This window comes from Myxococcus sp. AM009 (assembly GCF_013372605.1).
GTDB lineage: Bacteria > Myxococcota > Myxococcia > Myxococcales > Myxococcaceae > Myxococcus > Myxococcus vastator.
Genome location: NZ_JABXEP010000026.1, coordinates 1 through 13,990, shown reverse-complemented (window position 1 = coordinate 13,990; position 13,990 = coordinate 1). Strand labels below are relative to the sequence as shown.

Genomic DNA, 13,990 nt, shown 5'->3' with positions numbered 1-13,990 from the left:
GCCCACCGTTGCGGCAAGTGTCTCTGGGCACCTTGATGCGGTGGGCGGCCCGCAGGGGGCGCCAGTGGTTCGGAATCTGGTGCGGCCGGTGGCCCCACGGGAGCGGGGGGGTCTCACACGGGTGCATCTTGTGGCTGGGACGGGATGGCCCCCTGCCTGATTGGCACGCATAAATCCCCGATCAATTCGCGTCGGGTGGCTACTTCTTCAGTGGCGCTGAGTGCGCCTCCGAATGATTCGACGTTGGGGGGCCTCTCCGGCGATCCAGCGCGTTGGCTCCTGCTCATGCGAACTCACTTTCTCGCGCTGTTCCCTGAGCTGCTGCTCTCTCTTGGTCCTGCATGCGGAGACTCAGTGGCAGGGGATGACGTCGATGGCCAGGACGCTGGCTGCGACGCCGGTTCTGAACCGATTCCGCCCCGAGTGGTGGATGTCTCAATCAGATGTAACGAGGATCCGGCCTTCTTCAACTATCGACTGCAATGTCTGTCTGTGGTGGCGGGATGCTACGACTGCAACCTCTTGGGGCAGCCCATTGAGGGCGGTGAACCGGTGGCGTTTATTTCAAGCCGGCACGAGTGCAGCGGGGAGTCTTGCGGCACGCTGGTTGGACATGGGCCGCTGCCTGCTGAATTCTACTCACATCTCATCGTGCAGACGGGGTGGTGTGGGGCAGAGGGTGAAGCAATGGAGGTCACGGACGAGCGCGTCGTCGCGCTCAACAACGGTGGCGGAACTCAGCGGGGCCCGCTCAATGGACAGACACCCCCGGAGAGATTCCCGAGGAATTGCAAGGCATTGAGGGGAGTGGGCCCTCCTGGATTCGAACCAGGGACCAATCGGTTATGAGCCGGGGTGGGGCCGGTTGGCAGGGGCTCGCAGGCCCTGGCAGCGCTTCGCAACCTGCGGAAAGGATTGGGGTTTCTCCGGGAGTTGGGGCGGTGCCGGTTGGCACCGTTTCCACGGCTTCGACTGGGCGTGGTGCGCCGGTGGTGCGGAATTTGGTGCGGCCGGTGGCCCCCCCGATGCTCACGGTGCGCGAGGTGGCGGAGGAGTTGGCCGTGTGTCGGGCAACCGTCTACGCGCTCCTTGAACGAGGGGAACTGGAGCGGGTGTGGGTCGGGCGTTCCATTCGCATCCCGGCAGCGTCGCTAGATGCGCTTCTCGCCCGAGGGGCACGTTGACGCGTGGCCGCTGGTTCCCGGTTCCTGGCCCTATGGTGGGAACCGGAACTTTCTAAGCACTGCATCCCAGGGAGCGCCCTCATCGGCTGCCCGAACCAGCCGCGAGCGTTTGCTTGGGAAGAACCGTTGTAGATATCTCCGGTTCGGCGCGTGCAAGCATCGCACTTCAGGGCGCGGTCAACTCGCACTTGCCGAACGAGATGCCACCGCGCCCGTGGTCTTCAATGAAGTCCAGATTGCGGAATACCTGAAGGTTGAACTGGGACCGGAAGATGTAGAATTTCTTGATCTTGACGAACGGATCGACCTCTACGCGATCGACCTTGTAACGGTCGCAAGTGACTTGCCCCGCGATTAGGGAGAAACCGCAGCGAGATATGAACGTCCCCTTCGCTGTCTCCTCGATTAAGTTGTGAAACTTCAATTTCTCCAGTTCGGCTGCCGTGTATTCATAGTCAACGGATAGCTTGCGATTGACTGTGCAGCGATATTCAACCGCTGTTGCAGTGGCAGACAAACCCACTGTCAGGAAGAAGAGAATGTTCTTCATGTGGATGTCGTTAGTCGGGAGTGAGGGCTCTTGGGATTGTGCGGCTTCTCATGTTTTGTGTCGCGTGACAGAAAGCAGTGTCAGCGAGAGAGCGCATCTCTGAATTCTTGGCGACCTGCTTGGCCACAAAGCGAAGCTTCATGACTAGCCAGAGGCGCTTGGATCAACGCGCTCCATACGGGCGTTGGGGTGTCCACGGAATCATCGTTATGACCCGCGCGCAGTTAATGTCCTTGGCAGGGAACGAATAGGGGTTGTTCGGGTCTGTGGTGTACGACGTCCCAATGTATTCCTGCCCTCCCGCTCCGCACATCTCGCGGTCAGGCGATTCAACAACCGACACGCGTGCATACGTCCACACTTTCTTCGTGGAGTCGTATGCAAGAGAGTGAACACGTCCTACTTCGCAGGCTCCAGCGGCTGGCCATTCCCCCCGCCAGCGATACTCGCCAACCTTGCGGAACGTGACTTCCCAATCGGCGTGGGCGATCGTGCAAGCCGTAGGACTCGCCTTTTCGTTGCGGTGCCGAGATATGCGCAATTGCCGAAACTGACAGGTAAGGGCATCGGAAGGAGGTTGGTAAGTCTTCTCAATCACACAGGTTACCAATGTGCTGTCGACCGTTTTCCCTCCGCCCTCGTGCTCTTTGTCGGGTGCTGACATCAAAAACCGGACCGGATGTGGAGGCGCCTCGCTCGGTTGGGCGTGAGCGGTGGCAGCCGAAAGGAAAATCAGGAGGAGAACGGAGCGCATACCCACCGAGGCTAGGTGGGACACGGAGGTTGGGGCAATGGGCCTCAGGTATTGCAGTCCTTCTGAGCACCCGTTCAGTGGACCCGTACTTCGGTGTTGGGGAGAATAGAGGGATGCGTTTTCTCCCCTGCTTGGTCCTAGTGGTGACTGGTGCTGCTGAGGCCGCGCACCCGCCCAGTGAGGGCGGGAAGAATGGACTCGCGTACATGTCGGCTCTGCTCTATTCACCAGACTCGGTCGACACGATGTCGATGGAGTGTCGACCTACTGCCGCAGCACGGAATTCACTCCGTGAGGTCGACTGCGTCTTCTCCCACTTGCTGGTGACAAAGGAGGTTTCCCCAACACCCCAGGAGATTGCCGAAGGGGAGGCCGAACTCCGCAAGCGCTATGCTGGAGATGAGGGGGTCAGGAAGGCATATGCGTCGTGCCGCAGCGGGCTAGCGTACCTCAATGAGGTGCAGACCGTTACCACAGAGCCGTCCAAGCTAGCCTACCTTGAGCGCGAGCGGGCCTCGCTCACGAGGGTGTGCGAGTGCAGTACCTCCGACTGCGTTGTCGCGGCGATGCTTGATTTGCTCGTTGAGCCGCGACACGCCTGCTCGATCACCCACACGCGGTTTGAACGCGTGTTCAAGCGGGAATCGAAGAACAAGTGGGTGAGCGTTTCCGGGCCCGGTGGCCTGTGCGGCATTGTTCTGACGCTCGTCCTCACATACGATCCCAAGGAAGAGAACTGGACGTACACCCAGACGCGCGTTGTCACCTCCGATGACGCGACATGCAAAGAGTTCACGCCCCAAGTCACGGCATACTCGCACCACCGCTACATGCGGCGCGCCCTGATGAACTGCGAGACCATCAAGCGGCTTTTGCCGTAGGGCCTTCAAAGCGCTCTCGCTGGTGGTCAATTCGGCTCAGTACGGGGCTTCCTCAAGGCAGGACGGCTCGCGTCGTGCCATGCCCCTGGAGCAGAGACCGCTGGAGCATCCGCGCCCAGCGTTCCCTGCGTCAGCGGTGCCGCTCCCCTGGAGCTAGGACGCGGGAGCAGACGGCGTGGATTCGCTCGGGCTCTTACCCTGGGAGGCCTCGGAGGACTCGGAAGCGGGTCCGCGCGCCCGCTTCGTGCCCTTGCGCGCGCGCTTCTTCGGGGGCTCTTGGGCTTCGCCTCCCTGGGCACTCCACATGACCAGGGGAAGCCGTAGATGGCCCGATGCGAACAGGACGATATCCCCGGAGCATTCGCCGCTTGTCGTTGGGTCCTCCACCGCATTGTGGGGGGCCCACAAGTGGGCGGGGCTCTCCTCGTTGCGAATCACGCGCCGCAGTTGCCCAAGGCGTTCTGTCACCAGGGCCAGGATGGAGAAGATGCCCGAGGGAGCCTCTCTCTCGTGCGCGCTGTCTAGCGCCTTATTGGCCATGAGATCCGCGAGGAGTTGAGCCCCCCGTGTAGCTCCCGCCACGGTGGCCAGTTCCAAGTCGACGCTCACCACCAGTGGGGCAGTGCTGAATCCGCTCTCTTCGGTCATGTAGGCCGTCCTTTCGTCGGTTGGCGCCTGCTAAATTGGTAGCTCAAGAGCTACCTTCGTTCGAAGCTACCATGAGCCATGTAGTTCATGAACTGTGTAGTTCAAGAACGACCTTGGGTAAGCCGGTGTCGTGCCCACAGGGAAGAGTCCCACCAAGCGCGGTCGTTCCGAGGTCTGGACGCGAGGCCCGACAGCCCGTGCCATCATGCGAGAGCTGCGGCGCCTCGGGGAACGGCTCCGGCAGCTCCGACTTGAGCGGGGCCTCACTCAGGAGCAGGCCGCCGAAGCTATCGGCGTCCACCCGAAGCACATCATCAAGATGGAGCAAGGGGGCGCAAACGTCACGGTGGCCACGCTGGTAGCAGCGTCCGTGGCGTTCAAGGTGCCACTCCGTGCGCTGTTCCCGGATTCGGATGAGGAGAACACCAGCAAGTGAGGAGGCCAGCGTCGCGCCATCCAGGGGCCGATAAGCCCCCAGTTAGGGGCTGGAATCGGCCCTTCGGTGCAGTGCCGGAGGGACGTAAGGAGCCGCAATCATGAGTGAAAACCCGGATACGCCCCCACCCCCCTCCCCCCGGCAGCGGCGGCGGCGGCGGCGGCTAGCGAGCCTCGGGAACGTGAGGACCGGGCTCGCCGACTGCCTCCGCGCGCTGGAAGACGGCACCATGGAAGCCAGCAAGGCACGAGCGCTCATTTACGGGTACTCGGTACTTGCTGGCGTCATCCAGGGAACCGAGTTGGAGGAGCGCCTCGGCAAGCTCGAATCCGCAGCCAGGCACGAGGGCTCCCCCCTCGCGGGAGGGCTGGCGTGCGCGCGTTAAGGTTGCGTTCCCGAATCGAAGCCCTGGAGCACCGCGCAAGCCGGGATGCGCCCGCCTTTGCCGTGGTGGACCTGTACGAGGACGACGACGAAGCAGCGGCGGAGCGTTGGCTCAGCGAGTTCGAAGCCAGCGCTCCTCATTGCGTCGCAGTGGTTATCAGGCTGGCGCTGCCTCGCCCACCGGGCAGGCTCCCGCTCTGGGCATCAGCCCATGGCGGCCAATCGCGCTAAGAAGAGCGGTGCGCGGGCACGGCCGGCCAGCCGGTCATGATCCCCCCAGACGTGGCAGCCCGCGCCCCTTTCGCTTTCTGGGGAGCGCCTGGGGGCGCCATGCCGAAGCAGCAGCCGACAACACCCGTCCGTGGGCAGAACTCTGGCTCCGAGCAAAGCGCTCAACTGCGCGCAGACGTCGAGGCAGCCTGGAACCTTGAGGCGCTCAGATCGTGGATTGGTGAGCGACGTAGTAATCCCAAGGGGCACACCGCTCCGCCGCCGAGCATGCGGATTCTTGAGGCGCGAGTCACGGATGCGGTCAGGCGGCACGCGCGCCGAGTCGAGTCCCACCGCGCGCCCAGCGCCCGCGTGCCCAGCCGGCCCGCTGACGTGATTGCTGCGACCTACTTCTCGCCCCTCGAAGTGCTGGAGTGGATTGCAAGGCACCTCCCGGCAGCGCAGCGAACGTTTCTCAGTGCTTCGGATTCCGACGAGCGCCTGTGTGATGACGTTTTGGATGCGGTAGTGGCTCAGGCGGTCGGTAACGAGCAAGGGCTTGCGGTGCCGGAACTGCGCGCCCGTGCGAGCGCGCTCGGCTGGGCGCTCGTGTCGCCCGCTCAGTACGCTGCCTTCTACCGAGAGGAGGTTCTCCCTGCATGGAGCCGGATGGGCGGCGAGGTCAGGCGGTGTCCGGAGTGCGGCAGCTCATTCGCGCTTCGCGATAAGCGGCAGCGCTACTGCTCCGATACCTGCTCCGCGCGTCAGCGGAATCGAAGCCGTCAAAAGGTCGGGAAGGGGCGCTCGGCGGCGGAGACGGCCGCAAAGCGGGTCGCAGACCGACTTCAGCGCCATTTGCGGTCCTGCAAGGTATGCAATGCCGGCCGCTTCTGCCCCTCCCAGGAGGCCATGCTTCAAATGGACGATGCGCTCTCCCATCGAAGCTACGACGTGACGCCGGAGCTTGTGGAGGAGATGCAGGCAGGCAGGGGCCGGAAGCGGAAACGGAGCGCGGGCTGAGATGGCGTAAGGCGCTTACGGTTTCGTCCTAAGTTGCCGAAACAACATCGGTTTTTGGCGTGTCCTTGGCGGGTCTTTCACCTGTCGAGGAGGAGCCGATGGCGCCAAAGCTCGATAGTGCAACCCTGAGGCGGCTGGCAGTACGCGCAAGCGTCTGCCCGGCCACGATTCGCAAGGTCTACGAGGGACTCCCCGTGCGGGGCCTCGCGAAGTACCGCGCCCTCGCGGCGCTTGAAGAAGCGGGACTCAAGCCTGCGCCTGTCCAGAGGAGGCGCGACCGTGAAGGGGGCGGCCCCTCGCTCCGAATCCTCCCGAACGCTGACCGCAAGGGGGGCGCATGAGGTCCGCCCTGCTAGAGTGGATGGATCAGGTGAAGGCGCAGGGTGTGCGGCGCGTGGCCCACGCCTTCGGGGTCATGTCGCTTGGCCGCAATGGGCTGTCGCCGTGCCCAGCATGTTCAGCGGTCACGCGGCACCCGAGCCGACGCGACAAGCGAGGGGCAGTAGGGGTCAGGGCAGACGACTCCGGCTGGGAGTGCTTCGAGTGCGGAGAGCGGGGCGATGCGCTGCACCTCGCGTCCTGGTGCGTTTCGGGCAAGCGGCGGCCTACCGGAACCGAATGGGGCACACTCCGAAGCGCCTGCGCAGAGCGCGGCCTCTGCGTGTCGGACTCGTGGAACACGGTCCCTGTCGCTCCGATGCACTCTTGGGCGCCTCTGTCGGCCAAGCACGAGGCGCGCCCAGTGCGCCCTGTTGCGGCCGAGGTGGTGGAGGTCTGGGACTCCGCGCGGCCAGTAACGGAAGTCGTTGATGTGAGCGCCTGGCTCGCCTCGCGAGGGCTCGACGCGGGCGACGTAGAAGGCAGGGACCTCGCTCGGGCCCTGCCCGAGGGGGCCGCTCTGCCGCGCTGGGCGCGCTTCCAGGGCCAGTCTTGGAGCCGGAGCGGTCACCGGCTGATCGTGCCTATGTGGGACGCAGCGGGGACACTGAGAAGCCTCCACGCTCGCAACGTGAGGTCGGATGTTCCACCCGGGAGCAAGGCTGCGAGCCCGGCAGGAGCAGAGCTGCGCGGTCTCGTGATGGCTGATGCCCTCGGGAGACGCATGCTTGAGGGGACGACACTGGCGGACGGCTCGCCTGCATCGGAGTTGGTCGAGGCAAGCGGCCTTTGGGTCATGGAGGGAGTGCCGGACTTCCTCACGCGCGCCACGGACTACAGCGAGGCCTCCGAGGGCGCTCCTGCTGTGCTGAGCGTCCTGTCGGGAAGCTGGACCACCGCCCTCGCTGCGCGAGTGCCCAACGGCACCATCGTAGCCATCGATACGCATCAGGACGCAGCGGGTGAGCGGTACGCGCGGACCATCGCTGCCACCTTGGCCGAACGGTGCAGGCTCAAGCGACAGAGCGCGGGGAGGGCCTCGTAATGGGGGGCATGGACGCGAACGCCCGCAGGCGCGCCGGTGAACGGGCGCCTGCTCTCGCCGACCTTCCTGATCTCGGGGCAGATGAAGCGCAAGCTGCCGTGAGCAATGCCCCAGCGGAGATGGAGCGCCCTCCCATGGTTCCGGTACTGCATCCGCGCGCTCTCCACGGCTTGGCTGGGGACCTAGTGCGAACCATCGGGCCGCACACCGAGGCCGATCCTGCCGCCATCCTGGTCCAGTTCTTGGTCGCAGCGGGCAACACGATGGGGCGGTTCCCATGCTTCAACGTCGAGGCGGATTGGCATCACACCAACCTCTTCGCAGCTATCGTCGGCCAGAGTTCCAAGGCCAGAAAGGGGACCTCCTGGTCATGGGTGGATCGGGTTCTGGCGGCTGCCGATCCGGAGTGGAGCCCCCGCCTTCAAACAGGCCTCAGCTCAGGTGAAGGACTCATTCATGCCGTTCGCGATGGTGCTGGCGAGGACCCTGGTGTCACCGACAAGCGGTTGATGGTCGTGGAGGAGGAGTTCGCTTCCGTCCTCCGACGAATGAACCGGGAGGGCAACACTCTCTCCTCAGTTCTTCGCGCGGCATGGGGCTCAGGCTCGCTTCAGGTTCTCACGAAGAGAACTCCCCTGCGTGCAACCGACACGCACCTGTCCGTCGTGACGCACATCACGATCCCTGAACTGCGAGCGTTGCTCACGTCCACGGACATAGCCAACGGCCTCGCGAATCGCTTTCTGTGGGTGTTCGCGCGCCGTTCCAAGTTCCTGCCTGAGGGCGGGAACCTCGAAGATAATTCGCTTTCTTCGCTTTCTTCGCGCCTCGCCGACGTTCTGCGCTGGGCTCAGGAAGTGGGGGAACTGAAGAAGACGGATGCGGCCAGGACGCACTGGGGCCGGGTCTATGAGTCGCTCTCCAGCGACATGCCCGGCTTATTCGGTCAGGCCACGTCACGCGCTGAGGCGCAGGTTGTGAGGCTCTCGTTGCTCTATGCTCTGCTCGACAAGGCGGATGCTATCGATGAGGAGCACCTCTCTGCCGCCTTGGCGCTCTGGCAGTACGTGAGCGACAGCGCCCGCCACATCTTTGGTGATGCCCTGCAAGACCGGAAGGCGAACCGTATTCTGGGCGTGCTCCGGGAGCGCCCCGAGGGCTTGGCGCGTTCCGAGATAGTGGACCTCTTCAAGGGGCATGCTGCGAAGGCAGACCTTGATGCGGCCCTGAACATTCTCTCTGATGCTGGGCTGGCCCACATGGAAGCGCAACCGAGTGGTGGCCGCCCGACCGAGCGGTGGTTCCACGGTCCCGCTCCAGCGAAGAAAGCGAAAGAAGCGAAGTATGTCCCGCCTTCGGGCACTGCCACGGAGCGCGAGCCATGAGCAGTCACCTCGAACCGCTCTGGAAGGTGCAGGACGTTGCCCGCTTCCTCTCTATGTCCACCTCCTGGGTTTACAAGGAAGCCGAGGCGGGACGGCTCCCCTGCGTGCGCATTGGCGCGGCGCTCCGGTTCCGGCCCGAGGAGATCCGCGCGTTCCTTGAGCGCCAGCGTGTGCCCCGTGGGTCGGTCATCCCGTTGCGTAGATAGGAGGTTAAGTGCATGCTTGAATCTATGGGAACGTCACCTCGCCCGCGCTCCAAGCGCGGCACGCCTGCTCCGGAAGTGCTCACACTGGCAGACCTCCGGCGGCTCCGTGGCCTCACTCAGGTTGAGGTGGCCGCCGCAGCGGGGATGGACCAGTCCGAGCTTTCCAAGGCGGAACGCCGGACGGGCCACCGGGTTTCCACGCTCCAGCGCTACGTCGAGGCGCTCGGGGGCAGGCTGGAAGTGTTCGCCCGTTTCGGCTCGAAGCGCGTTCGCCTCAAGGGGGTATGAGCATGGCCACCATCTTCAAGCGCGATGGCTCCTGGGTGGTGAAGTGGAAGAACGGGGCGGGGCGGTGGGTGCAGCATCGAACCAACTGCGCCACGAAGCTCGCGGCCCAGGAACTCGCACGCGAGTTGGAGCGCAAGGCCGAGTTCCAGCGCCACGGGCTGGAGCCCATCGAAGGCCCTGTTTCCCTCACCTTCAGGGAGTTGCTTGACTGGTACGCGCAGAACTTCTCCGGGCAGCTTCGCTCCCAGGGAGATCGGCGCGCGGCCGACAAGCACCTTCGGCCTCGTCTGGGTTCCTTGACCCTTCCCGAAGTGACAGCAGCCCGCATCGATGAGGCGCTCGCCGCCGCAGCCGCCGACCTCGCGCCCAAGTCGGTCAACAACCTGCGCGGCTTCGCTCAGGGCCTATTCTCCAAAGCCATTCAGCGCGGACTTTGGAAGGGCGCCAACCCAGCGGATGCCGTTCCCCGGCGCAAGGTGCCCAAGCGCGCCCCGTCCTACCTCAAGGCCGAGGAGGTGGGGCCGGTGCTTGCCCAGGTGCCTCCCGAGTGGCGGTGCCTGTTCGCCACGGCCGTCTATACCGGGATGCGGCGGGGCGAACTCGTGGCCCTCCAGAAGGTGGACGTAGACCTTGAGCAGGGGGAAATCCTCGTCACGAGGAGTTGGGATGCGGGCACCACGAAGAGCGGGCGGGCCCGTGTCGTTCCCATCCACCACGAATTGCGGCCCTACCTCGTCCATGCGATGCGTGAGAGCCCCTCGGGATTGGTATTCCCTCGCCCGGATGGCTCGATGCACTCCCCAAACGTGGACCTTGCCGCGCTGCTCCGGTCCGCGATGAACCGAGCCCAGCTTGTCGAAGGGTGGAGCCACAAGTGCCGCCGTTGTGGAAACGTCGAGCACGCGTCCTCGTCCGACGTGCGCCGCTGCTCCAAGGGGGGCTGCGGTGTCCTGCTGTGGCCCGCGCCCACGCCGCGCGCCATCCGTTTCCACGACCTGCGCCACACCACGGCAACGCTGCTGCTCAAGGCGCGGGTGCCGCTGGCGGTCGTGCAGCGCATCCTCGGGCATTCCTCGCCCACCGTCACGGCAGGCGTCTATGGGCACCTCGATGTGGAGGACATGCGCGCGGGACTGGAGCAGCTCAGCTTCCAGCCGTCCCAGGAGCCCCTTGCGCAGGTGCTCTCGCTGGCTGTGGGCGGCCCGCATGGTGCGCCGGTGGTGCGGAACTCAGCGGATGTCGCTCAATGGACAGACGCCCCCGAAGAGATTCCCGAGGAATTGCAAGGCGTTGAAGGGAGTGGGCCCTCCTGGATTCGAACCAGGGACCAATCGGTTATGAGCCGACAGCTCTAACCGCTGAGCTAAGGGCCCTCATGCGCCAGCCAACCGCGTGACGGATTGCATATCCCCGGGCGTGCAGTCCTGGCAAGGGGCGTCGTTCCACCCCTCCTCAGCGCTTCCGCTTCGCTCCCACACCCGGTGCCGGCGCCTCGCGTGGCACCTTCACGCGGATAGTGTCCCCGCGCTGCGTCACCTCCACGCCCTCGGCCCGCAGGCGCCGTGCCTGCTCCTGGGCCACCTGGGGCGCCAGCGTCCCGTCCGAGCGGGTGACGCGCCACCAGGGCAGCGGCAACCCGGGCTGGTGGGGCAGGGTGGCCATCTCCCGGCCCACGCCCCTGGCGGCCCCAGGACGGCCCGCATAGAGCGCCACCTGGGCATAGGAGCGCACCTGCCCGCGCGGAATCGCCCGGACCGCCTGCCACACCGCCTTCGAAAAGGGCGGGGGAGCCTTCTTCGCTTCGGCCTTCGGTGTCTTCGTCTTCGTTCGGAGCGCCACGGCCCCGGACTCTAGAAACACGAAGGCCCCCGGTCCACGAATGGAGCGGGGGCCCACGTTTCAGCTCAGCTCAAGCCCGGCTCAGCTCTCCACGAAGGAGCGCAGGCGCTTGGAGCGGCTCGGGTGGCGCAGCTTGCGCAGCGCCTTGGCCTCAATCTGACGGATGCGCTCGCGCGTCACCTCGAAGTCCTGGCCCACCTCTTCCAGCGTGTGGTCGGACTTCTCGCCGATGCCGAAGCGCATGCGGAGCACCTTCTCCTCACGCGGCGTCAGCGTGGCCAGCACCTTCCGGGTCTGCTCCGCCAGGTTCATGTTGATGACCGCGTCCGCCGGCGACACGAGGCTCTTGTCCTCGATGAAGTCACCCAGGTGGCTGTCCTCTTCCTCGCCAATCGGCGTCTCCAGGGAGATGGGCTCCTTGGCGATCTTCAGGACCTTGCGGACCTTGTCGAGCGGCAGCTCCATCTTCTCCGCGATCTCCTCCGGCGTCGGCTCGCGGCCAATCTCCTGCACCAGGTAACGGCTGGTGCGGATGAGCTTGTTGATGGTCTCGATCATGTGCACCGGGATGCGGATGGTGCGGGCCTGGTCCGCGATGGCGCGGGTGATGGCCTGCCGAATCCACCAGGTGGCGTAGGTCGAGAACTTGTAGCCGCGCTTGTACTCGAACTTGTCCACGGCCTTCATCAGGCCGATGTTGCCCTCCTGGATGAGGTCCAGGAACTGCAGGCCGCGGTTCGTGTACTTCTTCGCGATGGACACCACGAGGCGCAGGTTGGCCTCCACCAGCTCGCTCTTGGCGCGCTCGGCGCGGCGCTCACCCAGCCGGATGGCGTCGTAGTTGCGGCGCAGCGACTCGACGGGGAGGTTGGCCTCCTCCTCCACCTTCTTGATCTTCCGCACCGCCGTGCGCACGTCGCGGTCCAGGACCTCCAACTGCTCCGGCGTGAGGTTGAGCTGCTTCTGCAGCTTCTTGCCGATGTTGGGGTTCTCCCGCGACTCCTTCAGCTGCGGGCGCAGCTCCTTCATGGAGCAGTCGTAGCGGCGCTCCAAATCACGCAGCTCGTCCTCGGCCTTGTCGACGCGCTCGATGAGGGCCTTGAGGTTGATGACGATGCGGTCCACCTGCTTCTTGTTGAGCCGCATCTCCTCCAGGACCTCCATCATCTTGGTCCGGAGGTCCTTCATCTCCTGCTTCACTTCCTTCTTGCGCACCTCGGTCAGCTTCTTCTTGGAGGACAGCTCCTCCTCCAAGACGTCGCAGTCCTGGGCGAACTTGCGGAAGCGCTCGATCTGCTTGCAGATCTGCTCAATCTTGTTCAGCTCGCTCTGCGCCAGCTGCGCGGGAGCGTCACCCTCGCCGACCTCCTCGGGCGCCTCGTCGGCACCCTCGGCCTGGGCCTCTTCCGGCGCGTCCTTGATGACGTCGCGCACGCGCAGCTTGGCCGTCTTCAGCTTGTTGCCGATGTCGAGGATCTCCTCGACGGCGACCTTGCACGCCAGCAGCGCGCGGAGGACTTCCTTCTCACCCTCCTCGATGCGCTTGGCGATTTCGACCTCGCCCTCGCGGGTGAGCAGGCTGACGCTGCCCATCTTGCGCAGGTACAGGCGCACCGGGTCGTTCGACTTGCCGCCCGGCTCGTCGTCCTCGTCCTTCTCGTCCTCGTCGGCGTCTTCCTTCTCTTCCTCGACGGTGACGGTGGGCTTGATTTCGTTGTTCTGAGCGGCCTTCTGCGCGTCGACAATCTCGATGTCGTTGTCGCCGAACATGCTCATCACGTCGTCGATCTGATCGGACGACACGATGTCGGCGGGGAGCGCGTCATTGACCTCGTCGTACGTGAGGAAGCCCTTCTCACGGCCCGCGGCGAGCAGGTCCTTGACCTCCTTACGCTCGGCGACCGGATCCTCCTCGATGTCGTCCTCGACGGCGTCGGGGTCCACCTGGACGGCGGCGGCGGCCTCTTCCGCGGCCTCCTCCGGGTCGACGTCATCGCCCATGGCCGGGGCCACGCCCTTCTTCTTCTTCTTGAGCTTCTCCGTCGCCTCGGCGACGACGTCCCTCGCGGCGAGTTCTTCCTTCTCCTCGGCGCCCGTCTTGGCCCCCTTCGCCGCGGCACCGTCCGGAGCCTTCTTCTTGCGGATCACCGGATCCACCTTCTTCTTGGTGGGCTTCACGGACGCCTTCGAGGGCTTCTGCGTCGGCATTCGGGTACTTCTCCTTGAGCAAATTCAGGGGCTTGAGGCCTGGGCGAGCCGGCCGATCTACCGCAAAGTCAGGGTTTCTTACAAACGCGAACTCAAACCGGTTGCATGGGCGCCTTTGTTCCCGAGGAGGCAGGCTTGAGCTCCTCCAGGACACGCTTCTTGAGCGCCAACAGTTCCACGCGCTCCGCCAGGAGCTGGCGCGTCTCCTCTGTCAGGTCGAACGCCCCCGGCGTCTGCTCCGTCGCCCGCTTTATATAAACGAGCCGCTCGTCAATGCGCCGCACCATGATTTCCCTGCAGATGGAGAGGAACGCCGCCTCCAGGGGGACGGGCTCCGAGGGGAGCTGCCGCAGCGCGCTCTCAACGCCGCGCTTCACGGCTTCCGAGGATTCAAAGAGCGCGTCGTTGGCGCCGTGTCCCGACGTCGCGTGCGCCAGCGCCATGCGCAGGCCCATGTGGGACAGCTCGTCACACACGCGGAAGGTGTCCCGCGCCATCAACCGTGGCTCTTTCAACACCGCGCCCACGTAGAAGCACTCCAGCGCGGGGGGCGGCTTCTCCAGGGGCGGGGCTG

10 protein-coding genes, 1 tRNA gene and 2 pseudogenes are annotated in these 13,990 nt (G+C 64.9%); 8 read left to right on the top strand and 5 right to left on the bottom strand.

Features of this window, described 5'->3' with window-relative positions:
• Positions 1–845: 845 nt before the first annotated feature.
• Positions 846–1,184 (top strand): helix-turn-helix domain-containing protein, encoded by a 339-nt coding sequence (locus HV824_RS38045; protein WP_306465569.1) that lies wholly within the window; start codon positions 846–848, stop codon positions 1,182–1,184.
• A gap of 166 nt (positions 1,185–1,350) precedes the next feature.
• Here the strand turns inward: HV824_RS38045 and HV824_RS09160 are convergent, their stop codons facing one another.
• Positions 1,351–1,734, bottom strand: a complete 384-nt coding sequence (locus HV824_RS09160; RefSeq protein WP_176423093.1) for a hypothetical protein — start codon at positions 1,732–1,734, stop codon at positions 1,351–1,353.
• Positions 1,735–2,694: 960 nt separating this feature from the next.
• On the opposite strand from HV824_RS09160, the gene HV824_RS09155 reads away from it, so the two are divergent.
• The 7 genes and pseudogenes from HV824_RS09155 to HV824_RS38170 form a co-directional block, all read left to right on the top strand.
• Positions 2,695–3,369 carry a hypothetical protein gene (locus tag HV824_RS09155; RefSeq protein ID WP_176423092.1) on the top strand — a complete coding sequence of 225 codons (675 nt, stop codon included), beginning with the start codon at positions 2,695–2,697 and terminating at the stop codon, positions 3,367–3,369.
• An 853-nt stretch (positions 3,370–4,222) separates the two neighbouring features.
• Positions 4,223–4,453 (top strand): helix-turn-helix domain-containing protein, encoded by a 231-nt coding sequence (locus HV824_RS09150; protein WP_176423091.1) that lies wholly within the window; start codon positions 4,223–4,225, stop codon positions 4,451–4,453.
• A gap of 987 nt (positions 4,454–5,440) precedes the next feature.
• Positions 5,441–6,067, top strand: a complete 627-nt coding sequence (locus HV824_RS09145; protein WP_176423090.1) for a hypothetical protein — start codon at positions 5,441–5,443, stop codon at positions 6,065–6,067.
• 1,431 nt (positions 6,068–7,498) lie between these two features.
• Entirely contained in the window at positions 7,499–8,875 is a 1,377-nt protein-coding gene (locus tag HV824_RS09140) for a DUF3987 domain-containing protein (RefSeq protein WP_217917243.1), read from the top strand.
• Complete coding sequence (locus HV824_RS09135; RefSeq protein WP_176423089.1) at positions 8,872–9,081, top strand: helix-turn-helix domain-containing protein; 210 nt, start codon at positions 8,872–8,874, stop codon at positions 9,079–9,081. The genes HV824_RS09140 and HV824_RS09135 overlap by 4 nt, the downstream gene beginning before the upstream one ends.
• Positions 9,082–9,093: 12 nt before the next feature.
• The gene (locus HV824_RS09130; protein ID WP_306465568.1) at positions 9,094–9,369 is read left to right on the top strand and encodes a helix-turn-helix domain-containing protein; all 276 of its coding nucleotides are present in this window, start codon (positions 9,094–9,096) and stop codon (positions 9,367–9,369) included.
• Positions 9,366–10,469, top strand: a pseudogene (locus tag HV824_RS38170) (tyrosine-type recombinase/integrase); the annotation flags it as partial. The gene HV824_RS09130 and the pseudogene HV824_RS38170, both read left to right, overlap by 4 nt.
• A gap of 200 nt (positions 10,470–10,669) precedes the next feature.
• Here HV824_RS38170 and HV824_RS09120 read toward each other — a convergent pair.
• The 4 genes and pseudogenes from HV824_RS09120 to HV824_RS09105 all read right to left on the bottom strand — a co-directional run.
• Positions 10,670–10,742, bottom strand: a tRNA-Ile gene (locus HV824_RS09120).
• Between the two features lie 79 nt (positions 10,743–10,821).
• Positions 10,822–11,208, bottom strand: a complete 387-nt coding sequence (locus HV824_RS09115; RefSeq protein ID WP_368738041.1) for an MGMT family protein — start codon at positions 11,206–11,208, stop codon at positions 10,822–10,824.
• Positions 11,209–11,289: 81 nt separating this feature from the next.
• A complete protein-coding gene (rpoD, locus tag HV824_RS09110; RefSeq protein ID WP_176417810.1) occupies positions 11,290–13,416 on the bottom strand; it encodes an RNA polymerase sigma factor RpoD in 2,127 nt (708 codons plus the stop codon).
• Positions 13,417–13,508: 92 nt separating this feature from the next.
• Positions 13,509–13,990 (bottom strand): annotated as a pseudogene (locus HV824_RS09105) (DNA primase); the annotation flags it as partial.

What these genes read in the sequence shown, in the direction of transcription:
- HV824_RS38045 (WP_306465569.1), top strand. Translation starts at nt 846, where the DNA reads ATGAGCCGGGGTGGGGCCGGTTGGCAGGGGCTCGCAGGCCCTGGCAGC.
- HV824_RS09160 (WP_176423093.1), bottom strand. Translation starts at nt 1,734, where the DNA reads ATGAAGAACATTCTCTTCTTCCTGACAGTGGGTTTGTCTGCCACTGCA.
- HV824_RS09155 (WP_176423092.1), top strand. Translation starts at nt 2,695, where the DNA reads ATGTCGGCTCTGCTCTATTCACCAGACTCGGTCGACACGATGTCGATG.
- HV824_RS09150 (WP_176423091.1), top strand. Translation starts at nt 4,223, where the DNA reads ATGCGAGAGCTGCGGCGCCTCGGGGAACGGCTCCGGCAGCTCCGACTT.
- HV824_RS09140 (WP_217917243.1), top strand. Translation starts at nt 7,499, where the DNA reads ATGGACGCGAACGCCCGCAGGCGCGCCGGTGAACGGGCGCCTGCTCTC.
- HV824_RS09135 (WP_176423089.1), top strand. Translation starts at nt 8,872, where the DNA reads ATGAGCAGTCACCTCGAACCGCTCTGGAAGGTGCAGGACGTTGCCCGC.
- HV824_RS09130 (WP_306465568.1), top strand. Translation starts at nt 9,094, where the DNA reads ATGCTTGAATCTATGGGAACGTCACCTCGCCCGCGCTCCAAGCGCGGC.
- rpoD (WP_176417810.1), bottom strand. Translation starts at nt 13,416, where the DNA reads ATGCCGACGCAGAAGCCCTCGAAGGCGTCCGTGAAGCCCACCAAGAAG.